Annotated in this window: 16 protein-coding genes and 1 pseudogene; 2 read left to right on the forward strand and 15 right to left on the reverse strand. The window is 66.6% G+C overall.

Annotation, left to right across the window (positions count from 1 at the left end):
* Window positions 1-23: 23 nt before the first annotated feature.
* The 11 genes from AMK58_RS28555 to AMK58_RS28605 are packed head-to-tail and all read right to left on the reverse strand — an operon-like array spanning window position 24 to window position 7,913.
* Window positions 24-782, reverse strand: a complete 759-nt coding sequence (locus AMK58_RS28555) for a CbiX/SirB N-terminal domain-containing protein (protein WP_059399798.1) — start codon at window positions 780-782, stop codon at window positions 24-26.
* On the reverse strand, window positions 779-1,957 hold the full coding sequence (nirJ, locus tag AMK58_RS28560) for a heme d1 biosynthesis radical SAM protein NirJ (protein WP_035683983.1): 1,179 nt from the start codon (window positions 1,955-1,957) through the stop codon (window positions 779-781). The genes AMK58_RS28555 and nirJ overlap by 4 nt, the downstream gene beginning before the upstream one ends.
* 31 nt (window positions 1,958-1,988) lie before the next feature.
* Window positions 1,989-2,486, reverse strand: coding sequence for a siroheme decarboxylase subunit beta (gene ahbB / locus AMK58_RS28565; protein ID WP_035683985.1), 498 nt, complete (start codon window positions 2,484-2,486; stop codon window positions 1,989-1,991).
* Window positions 2,483-2,947 (reverse strand): Lrp/AsnC family transcriptional regulator, encoded by a 465-nt coding sequence (locus AMK58_RS28570; protein WP_236778387.1) that lies wholly within the window; start codon window positions 2,945-2,947, stop codon window positions 2,483-2,485. Before AMK58_RS28570 ends, ahbB (AMK58_RS28565) begins: the two co-directional genes overlap by 4 nt.
* Window positions 2,947-3,465 (reverse strand): siroheme decarboxylase subunit beta, encoded by a 519-nt coding sequence (ahbB, locus tag AMK58_RS28575; protein WP_156355546.1) that lies wholly within the window; start codon window positions 3,463-3,465, stop codon window positions 2,947-2,949. The genes AMK58_RS28570 and ahbB (AMK58_RS28575) overlap by 1 nt, the downstream gene beginning before the upstream one ends.
* On the reverse strand, window positions 3,456-3,911 hold the full coding sequence (locus AMK58_RS28580; protein WP_035683991.1) for an AsnC family transcriptional regulator: 456 nt from the start codon (window positions 3,909-3,911) through the stop codon (window positions 3,456-3,458). Before AMK58_RS28580 ends, ahbB (AMK58_RS28575) begins: the two co-directional genes overlap by 10 nt.
* A 23-nt stretch (window positions 3,912-3,934) precedes the next feature.
* The gene (locus tag AMK58_RS28585; protein WP_059399799.1) at window positions 3,935-5,152 is read right to left on the reverse strand and encodes a cytochrome D1 domain-containing protein; all 1,218 of its coding nucleotides are present in this window, start codon (window positions 5,150-5,152) and stop codon (window positions 3,935-3,937) included.
* A complete protein-coding gene (locus tag AMK58_RS28590; protein ID WP_247871765.1) occupies window positions 5,145-5,474 on the reverse strand; it encodes a c-type cytochrome in 330 nt (109 codons plus the stop codon). The genes AMK58_RS28585 and AMK58_RS28590 overlap by 8 nt, the downstream gene beginning before the upstream one ends.
* Window positions 5,467-6,264, reverse strand: coding sequence for a uroporphyrinogen-III C-methyltransferase (gene cobA, locus AMK58_RS28595; protein ID WP_082413773.1), 798 nt, complete (start codon window positions 6,262-6,264; stop codon window positions 5,467-5,469). The genes AMK58_RS28590 and cobA overlap by 8 nt, the downstream gene beginning before the upstream one ends.
* Before the next feature lie 59 nt (window positions 6,265-6,323).
* The gene (locus tag AMK58_RS28600) at window positions 6,324-7,157 is read right to left on the reverse strand and encodes a Crp/Fnr family transcriptional regulator (protein ID WP_081650391.1); all 834 of its coding nucleotides are present in this window, start codon (window positions 7,155-7,157) and stop codon (window positions 6,324-6,326) included.
* 48 nt (window positions 7,158-7,205) lie between these two features.
* Window positions 7,206-7,913 (reverse strand): Crp/Fnr family transcriptional regulator, encoded by a 708-nt coding sequence (locus AMK58_RS28605; protein ID WP_051141089.1) that lies wholly within the window; start codon window positions 7,911-7,913, stop codon window positions 7,206-7,208.
* Window positions 7,914-8,291: 378 nt separating this feature from the next.
* Here AMK58_RS28605 and AMK58_RS31645 point away from each other — a divergent pair, with 378 nt between their 5' ends.
* Both AMK58_RS31645 and AMK58_RS28615 read left to right on the forward strand, forming a co-directional pair.
* Window positions 8,292-10,667, forward strand: a complete 2,376-nt coding sequence (locus AMK58_RS31645) for a methyl-accepting chemotaxis protein (RefSeq protein ID WP_059399800.1) — start codon at window positions 8,292-8,294, stop codon at window positions 10,665-10,667.
* Window positions 10,668-10,744: 77 nt separating this feature from the next.
* A pseudogene (locus AMK58_RS28615) lies at window positions 10,745-11,230 on the forward strand (IS6 family transposase); the annotation flags it as partial.
* A 195-nt stretch (window positions 11,231-11,425) separates the two neighbouring features.
* On the opposite strand, the gene hemA reads toward AMK58_RS28615, so the two are convergent.
* The 4 genes from hemA to AMK58_RS28635 all read right to left on the reverse strand — a co-directional run bounded on the left by hemA (window position 11,426) and on the right by AMK58_RS28635 (window position 15,018).
* Window positions 11,426-12,640, reverse strand: coding sequence for a 5-aminolevulinate synthase (gene hemA, locus AMK58_RS28620; RefSeq protein WP_059399801.1), 1,215 nt, complete (start codon window positions 12,638-12,640; stop codon window positions 11,426-11,428).
* Window positions 12,641-12,824: 184 nt separating this feature from the next.
* A complete protein-coding gene (locus AMK58_RS28625; RefSeq protein ID WP_035684001.1) occupies window positions 12,825-13,346 on the reverse strand; it encodes a hemerythrin domain-containing protein in 522 nt (173 codons plus the stop codon).
* 44 nt (window positions 13,347-13,390) lie between these two features.
* Entirely contained in the window at window positions 13,391-14,668 is a 1,278-nt protein-coding gene (locus AMK58_RS28630; RefSeq protein WP_146206614.1) for a hypothetical protein, read from the reverse strand.
* A gap of 116 nt (window positions 14,669-14,784) precedes the next feature.
* On the reverse strand, window positions 14,785-15,018 hold the full coding sequence (locus AMK58_RS28635; protein WP_035684003.1) for a DUF2249 domain-containing protein: 234 nt from the start codon (window positions 15,016-15,018) through the stop codon (window positions 14,785-14,787).
* Between the last annotated feature and the right edge of the window lie 104 nt (window positions 15,019-15,122).

Below are 15,122 nucleotides of genomic sequence, written 5' to 3' on the forward strand. Positions count from 1 at the left end.
CCCGTTCTTTCACTTGATGACGGTCAAACCGGAGAGGCGCGGAGAACCACCAGCGCCTCCGCCTCGATCAGGTCGGGGATCGCGGGGTGTCGGCCGACGGCCGGGGTCATCCACAGGCGCCGGCCTGCGGCCTCCGTTCCGTCGAGAGACGCGCCGCCCTTCCGCAGCATGGCCGGCAGGTCACTTTCCTCGTGATGCCCGCCGGAGATGAAGAAGGGAACAACGACCACCCGCTCGGCCGCGGTCGCAAGCGGCCAATGGAAGGCGAAGGGCGCCTCGCTCAGAAAGACCGTTTCGACACCGCCGTAACACGCCAGCCGGGCAAGGCCGGCGGCCACGCTCCGCGTTGCGTCGCGCGAGGCGGTTCCGACCGAACTGCCGTGCCCGGCGACCAGCACCGTGATGTCCTGGGCAGCGAGTCCCTGCTCGTTCAGGACGAAGCCCACCAGATCGCGGGCGATCCCGACCATGCCGGGAAGCGTGCCGAGCGGTGGCAGGAGCGTCCAGCGGCGGTCCTCGCCGACCTCGGCCAGCAGGCTGGGAAGCACCTGACGCATCAGCCGCCCCTGGCAGGCGAGGAGCGGAGCGACGAGCACGCGCGGCGACCGCATCGTCGCCAGGGCCTCTGCCAGAGACGGCGACTGCCGCGAGAAGGAGACCGCGACCTCCGCGAAACGGCCACGCGCGCGCAGCGCGGCGGCGACGCTCTCGGCGATGGCGCCGCCCGTGCCGTCGAGTGTGCCGTGGGCGAACAGCAGAAGGCCGGTGTCGCCCGCGCTCATTGCGGCGCTCCCGTCTTCGGTACGGTGGTGACCTCGGTGTCGGTGAGGTAGCAGCCCGGATCTTCGGCCCAGGTATCGCCGGACGTCTTCTCGGCGCGTATCCGGGTGTTGCCGTTGCAGATGGCGAGATGCGCGCAGGTGGCGCAGCGACCTTTCACCGGGCGCGGCCGCGTCTTTAGTACCGCCATCAGCGGGTCGCCGAGGTCGTTCCAGATCGCCCCGAAGGAGCGGGCGCGCACGTTGCCCAGCGTGTGGTGGCCCCACATGGTGTCGGGGTGCACGTCGCCCTGCGTGTCGATGTTGGCGACCCCCACGCCCGAGGCATTGCCGCCCCAGCGGCGCAGCCGCGCCAGCAGGTCCGGCACGCGCTCGGGGAAGGTGCGTTGCGCCCACCACAGCAGGTAAACGCCATCGGCGTCGTTGTTCCCCGTGACAATCTCGCGCTTGCGGCCGGACTTGGCGTCGGCCAGCGCCAGATCGAACAACTGGTCCATGACGGCGCGCGTCGTCGTCTTCAGCGCGTCGGCGCGCCGGTTGACGTCGCCTCGGCCGGCGTAGTTCAGATGCGACAAGTAGAACTTGTCGATGAATTCCCGGTCCATCAGGTCGAGCAGCGCCGGCAGGTCACGCGCCGTGGTCTCGGTCAGCGTCAGGCGGATGCCGACCCGGAGTTCGGCGTCGTGGCACAGCCGGATTCCGCGCAGCGCCTCCTCGAAGGCCCCTTTCCGGCGACGGAAGCGGTCGTGCGTCTCGGACACGCCGTCCAGGCTGATGCCGACATAATCGTAGCCGACCTCGGCAACCTCGCCGATGCGGCGCTCGTCGATCAGCGTGCCGTTGGTGGACAGGCCGACATAGAACCCCATCGCCTTGGCGCGTTGGGCGATCCGCGGCAGGTCCGGGCGCATCATCGGCTCGCCGCCCGACAGGATCAGCACGCGCACGCCCGAGACGTAAAGGTCGTCCAGAACCGCGAGGCACTCCTCGGTGGTCAGCTCGCCTGGAAATTCGTGGTCGGCCGAGAAGGAATAGCAGTGCAGGCAGCTCAGGTTGCAGCGCCGCACCAAATTCCAGATCACCACCGGCCCTCCACCCGCCGCGACGGGCGGGCGGCGCCGGGTGCCGGGCTCGGGCGGCGTTACGAGGTCGCGCATGAATTGGCTCAGGCGGAACATGCTGTGTGTCTCCTTCGCCGGGAGGCGGACCTCAGGCGGTCAGACGAAACCCGGTTTTCTTCAGAATGCGGGTGCTGTAGAGCACCGTATGGCTACGGCATTGGTCGCCCAGCAGCACCGCCATGTCGGCAACCCGCGCCTCGACCTCGTCCCGTGTTTTGGCGTGGACCATGGCGAACAGCGTGAAAGGCCAAGCCGGCGGCCGGGCCGGCCGGCGGTAGCAGTGGCTGACCCAGGGCAGGCCCGCGAAGCGCCGCCCGGCGTCGTCCACCGCATCCTCCGGCACCTCCCAGACGCTCATCCCGTTGGCCGTGTAGCCGAGGCGGTAGTGGTTGGGCACCGCCGCGATCCGGCGAACGATCCCGGCCTCAAGCAGGCGGCGGAAGCGCTCCAGCACCTCATCCACCGGCAGGCCGAGCTGGTCGGCGACCGCGTCGAAGGGCATGGCACCGGCCGGCAGCCCTCCCTGCGTGGCGAGGATGAGCCGGCGGTCGGATTCGTCCAGCACGACGGGAGCGGCGGCGGTCATGCCCGAAACCTCAGGTCCAGGGTGTATTCGGCGAGCTTGGGGAAGTCGTGAACCGGCAGCGCCGTCGCCTCCTGGATCGCGTCCAGCACCGCGCGCACGCGCTCCGGCGCCTCGGTCGCCACCACGAACCACATGTTCAGCGCGTGCTGGCGGGCGTAGTTGTGCGCGACCTCCGGAAAGGCGTTGACGATGGCGGCGATGCGGTCGAAATCGTCCTCGGGCACAGCAAGAGCGGCCAGCGTCAGTCCGCCGCCCAGCCGTTCGGCGTCGAACATCGGGCCGAAGCGGCTGAGCACGCCGCCGTCCACCAGGGCGCGCACGCGGTCCGCAACCTCCGTCTCCGTCAGGCCAAGGTCGGCGGCGATGCCGGCGAAGGGCCGGCGTTCGACCGGGATGCCATCCTGTAGCCGGTTGACCAGCGCACGATCGATCTCTTCCAGCGCGGCGACAGAAATTCCCATCACTCGCCTCCCCGGGATTCGTTCGTAGGTGCGGCGGCGCGCCGGCCGTAGCATGCGGCGGTCTGCTTGAAGCGGCGCACCGTGAACAGAAGTTGCCGGTCCACGTCTTCCAGCCCGCATCGGGCGGCGATGGCGTCCACGCGCGCGGTGACCTCGTCCCGGCTGCGTCCGTGGATCATGGTGTAGAGCGCATACGGCCACAGCGGCGGGCGCGGCGTCCGGCGGTAGCAGAGCGAAACGCCGCCGCAGCGCGTGATCCTCCGGCCGACCTCGTCGACGGCCTCGGCCGGGACATCCCAGACCACCATGGCGTTGGCGGTGTAGCCGAGCGTCTGGTGGTCCACGATCACGCCGAACCGGCCGACCGCCCCGACTTCGTCGAGGTGGCGCAGCACGGCCAGCACGTCCTCCTCGCCGATCCCCAGATCGTCGGCGATGGCGGCGTAGGGTCGGGGCACCAGCGGCAGGCCGCGGCGAAGCCGGTCCAGCACCCGGCCGGCGTGCTCGATCATTCCCATAAGGCGAATCCCAGGTCGAGGTGGTAGCCCGCCTCCATGGGCAGGTCGAGGACATGGAGGCCGGTCTCGGCCTCGATCCGTTCTAACACGCGGTCCACACGCTCCCGCGTCGGGGCCGTCACGACGAACCACAGGTTCAGGCGGTCTTCGCGCTGGTAGTTGTGGTTCACCTCCTCGATTCCGCTGACCAGGGCGGCGACCGGCTCCAGCCTGTCCGAAGGCACCGCCATGGCGGCCAGAGTGCTGGCGCCCACGGTGTTGGGCCGGACGGTCAGTCCGATGCGCGCGATGGCGCCCCGCTCCTTCAGCCGGGCGAGCCGCTCCAGCACCTCCGCCTCGCCGCAGCCGAGCGCTTCGGCGATCCGGGCGTAGGGCTGCGGGTCGAGGGGAAAGTCGCGCTGGAACCTGTCGAGAAGCTGGCGGTCAAGCGTGTCGGGGATTTCCATAACAGATGTTTGCCGCGCCGCGGTCATAGGCCGATCCTGTGCGCGCGGGACGTGAAGAAGATGCCGCTGGGCTTGTCGGCCGGAAGCGTGCCGACCTCCTTGAGGCTGCCGGTGTCGTAGACCTTGACCGTATCGAGGTCGCGCACGGACACCCACACCTGTTCGCCCCGCGGCGTGAACTCCAGATGGAGGACCCCCTTGCCCGGCGTCAGCGTGGAGACGACGGCCAGCGACGGCACGTCCAGGACCTGGACCAGATGGTTGTCCGGAAGGGCGAAGTTGACCCAGATCTGCCGGCCGTCGGGGCGCGCCATGACGAACACGGGCTGGCCGGCGACCGGGATACGGCCGACCTCGCGCCAGGTCGCCGCATCGACGACCAGAACCTCATGCCGACCGATCGCCGGCAGGAAGACCTTGCCGTCGGCGAAGCCCCAGCCTTCCAGATGCGGCATTTTGTAAACGGGCAGCGGCTGTTCGCCCCGGCCATAGCCGTCGAGCATGCGGCGCACCCCCCGATCCGGATTCCACAGGTCGAGCACGGCCAGCCCGTCCTCCCCGAACAGGCCGGCGATGTAGTGGCGGCCGTCCGGCGTGACCAGCGCATCGTAGGGCTGGCGGCCGATGCCGGTGTATTTGCGGACGACGGGGGAGGACCGCGTGGAAAGATCGGCGATCCAGATCTCGCCCGCGTCGTAAAGGCTGAAGACGAAGCGGTTGCCGGGCGCGTCCTCCAGCCCCACCACCTTGGAACGCGGGCGGCTTGCCCCCTCGGCCGCAGGCGGTCCGTATTCGGCGGGGATGTCGGCGACTGGATCGAGGGTGTCGGCGTCGAAGACGCGAACGCCGCCCGGCTCGTAATTCGCGACGGCCACCAGCCGCCCGTCCTCGGAGATGGCCCCGCCGATGCTGTTGCCGGCCTGCTGAACGCGCTTGACCACCGTGGCGGTCAGCAGATCCACCTTGCTGAGCCCGCCATCACGCCCGAAGACATAGGCGTAACGTGCGTCGCGTGAGAACACGGCCGAGGCGTGGCTGAGGTCGCCCAACCCTTCCACCGCGGCCAGCCGCTGCCTCGTGCTGTTCTCCACCACCATGACGCGGCCCGCCGCGCGTTCGACGACGATGCCGAGGTCCCCAGTCCCGCGCAGTTCGGCAGCGCCCGCCGGAAACCAGCTCATCAGAACGGCCAGAGCGGTGCCGGCAAGCCACCGGCGCAACGGCGAACGGGAGTCAGTCATGCAATCCTCCCCGGCGGAGCCGGTCAATCATCCAGAGCGCCTCGTCCCGGGTCAGCAGGGGGGACCAGGGCGGCATGGGGGTTCCGGGGATACCGTCCAGGATCACTTGGGCCAGCGCTTCGAGATCTTTTCCGGCCAACGCTTTCGGCAGCAGCGGCGCGCCGAGGCCGCCCTTCATGGTCAGCCCGTGGCAGGACCCGCAATCGTGCGTCAGCAGAAGGCCCAACTCGGCGCGTCGTGCCGCGTCCGGTTCCCCCGCCTGCGCCGCTGCCGCGAGAAGCAGGCCGGCGCCGGCAAGCAAGACCATGGCGGCGCTACGCACGGACTGCCTCAGACATGTCGGGCAGGCCATCGGGCACTGGCCCGGCGGCGGTCCGCCAGGCGAGTTCCGGAGCGAGCGACACCACCTGCCCGATGATGGTCAGGCAGGGCGACGGCAGGTCCCGCTCCGCCGCACGTTCCGCCAGATCGGCCAGCGTGGCGATGCAGAGCGCCTGGGCATCAGTCGTGCCGCTCGACACGATGGCGGCCGGCGTCGTCGGCGGGAGGCCCGCGGCGATCAGCTTTTGCTGGATCTCCGGCAGGTTCATCAGCGCCATGTAGAAGACGAGCGTCGTCTGCGGGTCGGCCAGGCTCGCCCAGTTGAGATTCAACTCCTCGTCGCTTCGGCAATGGCCGGTGACGAAGCGCACGCCGGTGGCGAGCCCGCGATGGGTCAGCGGAATCCCGGCGTAGGCGCCACACCCGCAGGCGGCCGTGACGCCCGGCACGATCTCGAAGGGAATGCCGGCCTCGGCGACCGCCAGGGCTTCCTCGCTGCCGCGCCCGAACACATAGGGATCGCCCCCTTTCAGGCGCACCACCCGCCGCCCGTCGAGCGCCAAACGCACGAGAAGCTCGTTGATCGCTTCCTGCGGAACGGCATGGCGCTTGGGCGCCTTGCCCACGAAGATCCGCTCGGCACGGCGCGGAACGAGGTTCATCACGCCCTCGCCGACCAGACGATCGTAAACGACCGTGTCGGCTTGCTCGATCAGGCGGCGCGCCTTGACGGTGAGCAGATCGGGATCGCCCGGACCAGCCCCCACCAGATAAACCCGACCAAGCACCATGGATGATTCCACCGGCTGTGAGACCACGGGAGATTTCCCTCTGAGATGCAGTTTCGCTGTCAAGTGGCGGTCGCATCCTTGACTTTGGTTAGGTTGCGACGCGCCCGGACGGGGATGTCGCGCGGAGTCTCGGCGGGCCGCTCGTCGGTGTAGAACGCGCGCAGCTTTCCAATATCGGCGACTTCCACCGTACGGCCCTTCGAACTGACGCCGAGGTCGCGCAGACGGGCGAGCGCGCGCGAGAGGCTTTCCGGCTCCATGCCGAGACGGTTGGCGATCACCACCTTTTTCAAGGGCAGATCGATCACCGCCGCCCCGTCCTCCTCGGGAACCAGGGTAAGCAGGAAGCCGGCCAGTCTGCGGATCGGTGTCAGCTCCTTCAGCACACGCAGTTCGTTGTCGAGGCGGCGGTTCCATCGGAACAGTGCCGCCAGGATGCGGCGCCCCAACTCCGGATTCTGCTTCAGGCAGGCCAAAAAGGTCTTGGAGCGCACCCGCACCAGGTCTGATTCTTCGATGGTTGCCGCGCTGACCGGATAATTGCCGCTGGCGAACATCGCCGCTTCCGCAAAGGTGGTCACGGGGTGGATGATTTCGACGATGCTCTCCTTGCCGTCCTCCGTCAGAGCGAACAGCTTTACCCGTCCACGAAGCAGGATGTAGAAGGCGTCCGCCGTGCTGCCGGCGTCGAACAGCGGCGTGCGCGGCGGATGGATGCCGATCGACGCGCCGGACAGGAGATGGAGAATCTGATCGTGCGGCAACCCCTCGAACATGGGCAAACCATGGAGCGAGTTCGGTTCCAGTCGCCGGCGCCGGCAGGCCCGGCTACGACATCGTGCGCCCGGCAGGCCGGCATCTCGGACCGCGCACATCTTCACGCTGCAAACCATGGCACCCACTCTCCACGTTGCTCTTTCCGGTCCGACCGCCGCGCCGCGTCAGCCAGGGAACTCGTCTTCCAGTTCGGCGCAGAATCGCGCCAATTCTGAAAGGCTGTCGATGCGCACCACCTCGTCGCGCCCGGTGGTCAGGCCGACCCCGCGCAGCTTGGCGAATGCCCGCGACAGGCTTTCCGGCTGCATGCCCAGCCGTTCGGCCAGGACTTGCTTCTCGCAAGGCAGCAGGATTTTCTGTGGACCCGCCGCGCCGGGCCGCGCCTGCGCCTTCGCAAGCCCCAGCAGGTAACTCGCCAGACGCTGCGTCGTGGACAGCAGCTTGATCTCCGTGATCTCGTGAATGGTGCCGCGCAGCCGCGCGGACGTTACGGCCAACAGGCCGAGCATCATGTCGAAGCGCGTTTCAAGATGATCTCGAAAGCTGTCGGCTGGAACGATCAGGGCACCGCCCTCGGTCAACGCCTGGGCACCCGCCGGTTGCACCCCACCTTCCAGCACGGCCTCCAGGCCAACCGGCTCGCCCTTGCCGTAGATTTCCGGAACAAGCCCATCGGCCGGGCGATCCAGCACGACGCTGCCCGCGAGCACGATGAGGAACCGCTCGGCCGGCTCGTTCGCCAACAGCAGGGTGTCGCCCGCGGCGAAAGTCCGGCCTTCGCCGTAGGCGACCAGCCTTTGGCTCTCCTCCTTGGGGAGATGTGCGAGGATCGGCGTATTCGCCACGAGGTGAGCGATGTTCAGGTCCATCATGTCCTGGCCCTTGACCTTGCGCCAATGCGCAGTGCTTACCGGAAGCGTGCCGAAGCGCGATCTTCAGGCAAGTTACCCAGTGCTGGAAGTTTCGCTCTTGACGGAGATCAAGGGTGTTTGCGTCCTTTTGGGCAGCAAGGGCACATTATTCCATTAGTTTTTTGTGATAAAATCAGGCGCGAGGCATGCCGGGTACCGATCCGCTCGACCGCCATGTCCTTTTCGTTGCCGGACTCCCCGCGAAACGTGCAAGAGGCCGAGCGCTTGACCGAAGTCAAGGTTGAGCGGCCTGTCTGCAGTCAACTCGTAAGTGAAACTGTGCCGTGCCGGAATGGCGAACGGACCCCCATCGGTTCATCGGCCGGGCGGAGAGAGCTTATGTCCATCAAACTGAAAATCCTGCTGCCAGTGGGCCTGCTGGGCGCGTTGCTGATCATAGCGAGCGCCTATCGAGCCATGGTGTCGTGGGAAGCTCTCACCGTGGCGCGGCATGCGGCTTCGGTAAACGTCACCGCCGACAGGCTGTACATCGCCGCCGCCGCCTGGGCGGTCGAACGTGGCTCCACCGCCGTAGCGCTCGGCGATCCACAGCGCCCGAACCCCGTCATTCGCGCCAAGCGTCTGGAGGGGAACCAGGCTTTCGAAGAGGCGATCGGCGCCATCGACCGGTTGCCGCGCACCCCTCGAATCGACGTCGCCGTCAAGCAACTGGCCCGGACCGGGCGTCTCGCCGACGAGGCTCGCACCGAGGTCGATGCCGCGCTACGAAACGGCTTGGCCTCGGAGGGGCTTAGGCAGACGTGGATTCCCACCGTTACGGCTCTCATCATGGCCGGCCAGGATCTTCGGGCGGCGTTGGAAGTCACGGTGTCCACGGGCGTCGTGGCCCCCGTGGTCCAGGCTTTCGAGCTGAAGGCCGCGCTCTGGCGGGCGGCTGAATTCGCCGGACGCGAGCGCGCCACTCTGGCGGCGGTCATCTCCGGCGGAAAGCCGCTGAGCCTTAGGGAATTGGAGGTCGTACTCACGGCCCGCGGCGAGGTCGAAGGCTCGCTCGCCAGAGTCGCCGAGGCGAAGGACGCCTTCGGCCCGGCCTTCGCCGACGCCTACGGCGCGATCATGCGCGTGTATCTCGACAAGATCGACCCGCTCCGCATGGCGGTATTCCAGTCCAGCGGCACCGCGCAGCCATACACGGTGACGGGCGACGATTGGTTCGCCGCGGCGACCCACGGGATCGACACCATCTTTGCGGCGCAGCGCGCGGCCTCCGCGGCGGCGAAAGTGGTTCTCGATGGCACCGTCGAGACGGCGTTCAATAGTGTTCTGCTCAGCATCGCCACACTCGCGGCGGTGCTGCTGGCGACCACGATGGCCGGATGGACGGCCGCCGCCGGCGTGGCCCGGCCGTTGCGGGCAATGACGGAAAGCATGCGGGCGCTGGCGGATGGGCGCCTGGACACCGAAATCGTCGGAGGAGACCGGCACGACGAAGTCGGCGACATGGCCGCCGCCATGGACGTGTTCAAGGCCCAGGCAATCGAGAACGCCCACCTGCGCGCGGAGCAGGAGCGCGAGAGGGCCGCCTCCGAAGCGGCGAAGATCGCGGCGTTGCACAGGATGGCCGAGACGGTGGAGCGGGAGACGAGGGTCGCCGTCGATAGCGTGGCTGAGCGGACGCACCGGATGGATGCCAACGCACAGGCAATGGCGGATTCGGCGGGACGCATGTCATCGAATTCCCAGGCCGTCGCCACGGCCGCCGCGCAGGCATTGACCAACGCGCAGACAGTGGCCGCCGCCACGGAAGAACTCACCGGTGCGATCCGGGAAATCGGCGCCCAGGTTTCGCACGCGACCGAGGTCACCAAGCGCGCGGTCGAAAAGGGACGCAGCACGCAAAACACCATCAGCTCCCTGTCCGAGGCGGTGGCGAAGATCGGGGACGTCAGCAAGCTCATTTCCGACATCGCCTCGCAGACGAACCTGTTGGCGCTGAACGCGACCATCGAAGCGGCGCGCGCGGGAGAAGCGGGCAAGGGATTCGCCGTGGTGGCGAACGAGGTGAAACACTTGGCCAATCAGACCGCCAAGGCAACCGAGGACATCGCGGCGCAGATCGCCGCCGTCCAGTCGGTCACACAGGACGCGGTTCATGCGGTGCAGGACATTGGAGGCACCGTCCTGGAAATCGAGGCGGTCTCCGGGGCGGTCGCGGCGGCGATGGAAGAGCAGAGCGCAGCCACGTCGGAGATCAGCCGGAACGTCGTCGAAACCACGGTCGCGGCACAGGATGTCTCGTGCAAGATCGCTGAGGTCTCGGACGAGGTGCGGGCGACTGGAAGCCGTGCCGGCGACGTGCGGAACGTCGCGAGCGATGTGGCGCTGAGCATCGAAGAACTGCGCAACGTGCTGGTGCGGGTGGTCAGGACGTCCATGAGCGAGGTGGATCGGCGCCACAAGCCGCGCCATCTCGTTCACGCCCCCTGCCGGGTGGAAATCGAGGGGCACAAGAGCGTGGCTTTGTTGGGTGACATCTCCGAAGGTGGAGCCATGCTGAAGGGAATCGCGGCTGCGGGCGCTGGCTCTATCGGAATCCTTCGGATCGACGGCATTCCGATGGCCCTGAAGTTCGTCGTCCGGAGCGTCGGAAAGGACGATCAGGCGCATCTCGCATTCGATCTTGAGCCTGAGCAGCGGGATCGGCTGTCCCAGGCCATCCGTGACCTGCTCCGCTCCAAAGGGGCAGAGGACTGACTTCCGCGCTCGGTTCTGTTGCAGCGTTTGCGTCCGGGAGGCGATCGGTTAAAACCCAGCCCTTTTCGGCGGCTGAGGTGATCCTGTGGGCGGTGCGTTGGTACCTGCAATTCCCGATCAGCGACCGTGATCTCGAGCAGATGCCGGCCGACCGCGGCGTGACCGTCGATCACACGACCCTCGAGCGCTGGGTCGAGGCTTATGCGCCGGACCTAGACCAGCGCCTACGCCCGCATCTGCGCATGACCACGGGCTCCCGGCGCGTGTATGAGACCTACGTGAAGGTGAAGGGCCGGTGGGTGTGCCTGTACCGCGCTGTCGATGCGCGGGGACAGATGATCGACTTCCTGCTCCGCGCCAGGCGCGATGCCGCCGTTGCCCGACGCTTCCTCCGCAAGGCGCGGAAGCAGGCGCATACGGTCAACCCGCGCACCCTTACGGTTGACAAGAACGCCGCCTACCCGAGTGCGAGCAAGACGATGATGAAGAACGGCGAGCTATGGCGGTTCACCAAGCTGCGACAAGTCAAGTACCTCAATAACATTGTTGAACAGGATCACCGTGACGGAACCGTGTGAAGTCCCTCAAGGCAGGCATGAAGGAAGGACGCCGGCGAGCAGCCGAGGTCGCTGACATAAAGACATTTTTACTAGCAGGGGGCTGGCGCGGATTCCTATCCTTCCGTACGGGATAGCAACCCCGCCCTTTTCCTCTCCCACCAGATGCGGGAGAGGGATTTTTTAACGGAAAACAGGCATTTACGCCGCCAGACGCAGGTCCAGGCGGCTCCACACGTCGAGCAGGGCGTCGACGAGCCGCGCCATCTCGGCGTCGCTGTGCAGCGGGGTGGGGGTGAAGCGCAGACGCTCGCCGCCGCGCGGCACGGTCGGGTAGTTGATCGGCTGGACGTAGATGTCGTGCCGTTCCATCAGCTCGTCCGAGGCGCGCTTGCAGCGGTGGGCGTCGCCGACCATCACCGGGACGATGTGGCTGGCCGACGGCATCACCGGCAGGCCGGCCTCGGCCATCAGGCGCTTCAGCGTCGCCGCGCGCTCCTGGTGCTGGTCGCGCTCCGTCTGGCTCTGCTTCAGATAGCGGATGCTGGCCAGCGCCCCGGCGGCCAGGACCGGCGACAGGGAGGTGGAGAAGATGAAGCCGGCGGCGAAGCTGCGGATGCAGTCGACCAGCGCGGTGGAGCCGGTGATGTAGCCGCCCTGGACGCCGAAGGCCTTGCCCAGCGTGCCCTCGATGATGGTCAGCCGGTCCATGGCGCCGTCGCGCTCCGCCACGCCGCCGCCGCGCGGGCCGTACATGCCGACCGCGTGCACCTCGTCCAGATAGGTCATGGCGCCGTGCTTGTCGGCGACGTCGCACAGGTCATGGATCGGGGCGACGTCGCCGTCCATGGAATAGACGCTCTCGAAAGCCACGACCTTCGGGCGGTCCGGGGCGATCTGCGACAGCAGCTCGTCCAGATGCTTGGGGTCGTTGTGGCGGAAGATGTGCTTCTCGGCGCCGCTGTTGCGGATGCCGGTGATCATCGAATTGTGGTTCAGCGCGTCGGACAGGATCACGCAGTTCGGCAGCAGCTTGCCCAGCGTCCCCAGCGTCGCGTCGTTGGACACGTAGCCGGAGGTGAACAGCAGAGCCGCCTCCTTCCGGTGGAGGTCGGCCAGCTCGCGCTCCAGCAGCACGTGGTAGATGTTGGTGCCGGAGATGTTGCGCGTGCCGCCGGCGCCCGCACCCACGCCGTCGATGGCGTCGTGCATCGCCTTCAGGACGACCGGATTCTGGCCCATGCCCAGATAGTCGTTGGAGCACCACACCGTGACCTCCCGCTCCTTCCCGGCGGCGTCGCGGAAGGTGGCTTTCGGAAAGTTCCCCGCTTGCCGTTCGAGGTTGGCGAACACCCGGTAGCGGCCATCCTGCTTCAGGCTGACGATCTGGGTGCGGAAAAAACTCTCGTAATCCATCGCGCGTTTCCGTTTACGGTGATCCGGGATTGGAGGCGGTCGGACGGCCAGGATCGGCCGCCGGCTATGGCTCAACGGGAGGATGAAAGGATTGCCGCTGACATGTTACCCGGCATTGACCGATATCAAGGGGGCAATCGGACAGACAGCTTTCCTGTCCTGCGTCGGCGAACATAACCGACAATCAGGATGGAGTGTCTTCCAGTGCGCGGAAGGCGGCAGCAAGGCGAGCATCCTCATCGGCGTCTACCAATGAAGCAATGGCAGCAAGCAGGCCCATCTCCTCTTTTTGGATATGGCTGGCTTCACGCTCGATGAGTTCTTCTGCTCGTTCACGGAGCTGCCTCCACCCACAGTCCGACATCGTCGAAGCAGCCAAGGCTTCGCCCATCAGTCGGGCGACGTCCTCAGCGACTGGCAAGATGGCACGGTGCTCGGCTTTCAGAAGATTGGTCATGCAGGATTGGCCCAAGTCCACCAGACGCGGGAAAAGATGCTCTTCCTCGAACCCAAAGTGCCGTCCCATTTCACGCTCAAGTATCGAGCGCGTGTCAGAAAAAATCGCGCGGATATTGGGACTGGCCAGATCGGGGACCTTCTTGATGCTGTGCTGCGACAGCAGAGTATCCAATCTCCGAAGCATTTCGATCGTTGCCATGTGGTCGTCGTGCAGAAGTTGACCGGTTTGCGATGCTAAGTGGAGCATGATTGCGGTTGTCTCTGTCTATATTGGAGAGAAGAGAGTGGGATCTATTCCCCCTGCCGGCAGGCGCCGGCGCGGTGAAACAGAATGACGGCGAAGAAACCGAAAGCGATGGCGGCGATCAGGCCCCCACCGGCAGCCAAACGAACCAACACCTCACTTCCGAGCACGGTCGCCGACGCCAGCAGGGCGACCGCGCTCAGATGCGACATGGCATGGACCTTCAACGGCGTTTCGGCCGTCAGCGCCGAGACCAAAGGAACGCGGGCGCCGGGTACGCTGAGGTGAGCCTGCGCCAAGGTTGGCATGATGCGCTGAAGGAAGCCGAACAGTGTGGTCAACAGCCACCCCGGCACCAACAACACGCCAAGCAGGGCTGGCGGCAGCGGCGCTCCGAGGCTCAACGCCAGAGCCAAAACCAGGGAGGCGATCAGGAATCCCCAGCCTACGCGGATCAGGACAAAAGACGTTCCCAGCCTGCGCCGCATCCGCCGCTTCAGCACCCCGGCCATGGCGTGGACGTGGAGGAGGCCCGCCGCCAATCCCACAATGGCGGCAAGCGGCAATGCGAAGCGCACGCCGGCGACGCCGCCCGCCAACACAAGCATCAAGCCGGACGCCGCCAAGCCCAGGACCCAGCGGCCGAGACGGACATCGGGAGCGTGCGCCAGCGCCAGCATCGGCACCAGAATGGTGCTGAAGCCCATTACCAACATGCCCATGAAGCCGTATCCGGCCAAAGCCATGTGAACCATGGCGACAGAGGGGTGATTGGGGAGGAGGCCGTGATCGAAATCGGACAGTAGGACGAGGCCCAACAGCACCACCGCCACCAGCGACACCAGGGCGAGCTGCACGTGGCGGCGCACCAACGGCATATCAGCGGTTCCCCGAAGGTTGTCCACCGTCAGAGCGACGAACACGGCGAGGCCGCTGCTCAGCAGGACTGCTCCGGCGTGCGTCAGGGTGCGCTCGCCCACAGTCAGACCGCTGGCAAACAGCGCCACACCCGGCACGAACAACCAGAAACTGGCTTGCGACCATCTCACAGAGCGCACCGGGCGGGCCGTGGCCATCGGCAGCAACTGGTAAGCGGCACCGAGCGCCGTGGTTGCCAGGACACCCAGCGTCAGCAGATGCAGGGCGGCCAGAACCGGCCCCTTGCCGCCGAGATATCCGGTCACCGGATCGTCGCCGAGCGCCAATGCCAGCCAGGCGGCCGCATTGAAGAGAATCGCTGATCCGAAGAAGCGAAACGGCACGGAGGGCGGCAGCAGACGATCCGGCGCCCCGGCGGCCATGGTGGGAGAAAAAGACATCGGCATGGTCCTGATCCCGGAAATCCGCATGGCAACGGATGCGCTCGTTATCCCGGATCATCGTCGATGCCGCGCAAAACCCCTTGACGATCATCAAGAGTGCCGACGCTTGCTGCAAATTTTCAATCGTTCGATAAAGGGAAAAGGCGCAGGCGCTTCTCTTCCGTCTCCGCATCGAGCCTTTCCCACGTCCAGCCGCGCTCGGCCAATTCCGGATACAGCAACAGCGGGTCGCGCTTTAGCCGCACGTCGAACGGCTCCCCGTTCCCGGAATCGATACGCTCCAGGATACGGAGAAGAGGCTCCGGTGGCTGCAGGTCGCGAAGATCGAGCGTGACACAATCGGAAGGAGGCATGATGACCGGTTCAAAGATGCTGGTATTGTTGGGAAGTTCGCCGGCCGCCGGGTTTCACGTTCCGACGTGCCTTCCGCAGCCCGACACGACACAGCCATGGCACC

The organism is Azospirillum brasilense, assembly GCF_001315015.1.
In the GTDB taxonomy this organism is placed as follows: domain Bacteria; phylum Pseudomonadota; class Alphaproteobacteria; order Azospirillales; family Azospirillaceae; genus Azospirillum; species Azospirillum brasilense.

Bases quoted from the DNA above. Each gene is read 5' to 3' on its own strand.
- AMK58_RS28555 (WP_059399798.1), bottom strand. From the start codon at position 782: ATGAGCGCGGGCGACACCGGCCTTCTGCTGTTCGCCCACGGCACACTC.
- nirJ (WP_035683983.1), bottom strand. From the start codon at position 1,957: ATGTTCCGCCTGAGCCAATTCATGCGCGACCTCGTAACGCCGCCCGAG.
- ahbB (WP_035683985.1), bottom strand. From the start codon at position 2,486: ATGACCGCCGCCGCTCCCGTCGTGCTGGACGAATCCGACCGCCGGCTC.
- AMK58_RS28570 (WP_236778387.1), bottom strand. From the start codon at position 2,947: ATGGGAATTTCTGTCGCCGCGCTGGAAGAGATCGATCGTGCGCTGGTC.
- ahbB (WP_156355546.1), bottom strand. From the start codon at position 3,465: ATGGGAATGATCGAGCACGCCGGCCGGGTGCTGGACCGGCTTCGCCGC.
- AMK58_RS28580 (WP_035683991.1), bottom strand. From the start codon at position 3,911: ATGGAAATCCCCGACACGCTTGACCGCCAGCTTCTCGACAGGTTCCAG.
- AMK58_RS28585 (WP_059399799.1), bottom strand. From the start codon at position 5,152: ATGACTGACTCCCGTTCGCCGTTGCGCCGGTGGCTTGCCGGCACCGCT.
- cobA (WP_082413773.1), bottom strand. From the start codon at position 6,264: ATGGTGCTTGGTCGGGTTTATCTGGTGGGGGCTGGTCCGGGCGATCCC.
- AMK58_RS28600 (WP_081650391.1), bottom strand. From the start codon at position 7,157: ATGGTTTGCAGCGTGAAGATGTGCGCGGTCCGAGATGCCGGCCTGCCG.
- AMK58_RS28605 (WP_051141089.1), bottom strand. From the start codon at position 7,913: ATGATGGACCTGAACATCGCTCACCTCGTGGCGAATACGCCGATCCTC.
- AMK58_RS31645 (WP_059399800.1), top strand. From the start codon at position 8,292: ATGTCCATCAAACTGAAAATCCTGCTGCCAGTGGGCCTGCTGGGCGCG.
- hemA (WP_059399801.1), bottom strand. From the start codon at position 12,640: ATGGATTACGAGAGTTTTTTCCGCACCCAGATCGTCAGCCTGAAGCAG.
- AMK58_RS28625 (WP_035684001.1), bottom strand. From the start codon at position 13,346: ATGCTCCACTTAGCATCGCAAACCGGTCAACTTCTGCACGACGACCAC.
- AMK58_RS28630 (WP_146206614.1), bottom strand. From the start codon at position 14,668: ATGCCGATGTCTTTTTCTCCCACCATGGCCGCCGGGGCGCCGGATCGT.
- AMK58_RS28635 (WP_035684003.1), bottom strand. From the start codon at position 15,018: ATGCCTCCTTCCGATTGTGTCACGCTCGATCTTCGCGACCTGCAGCCA.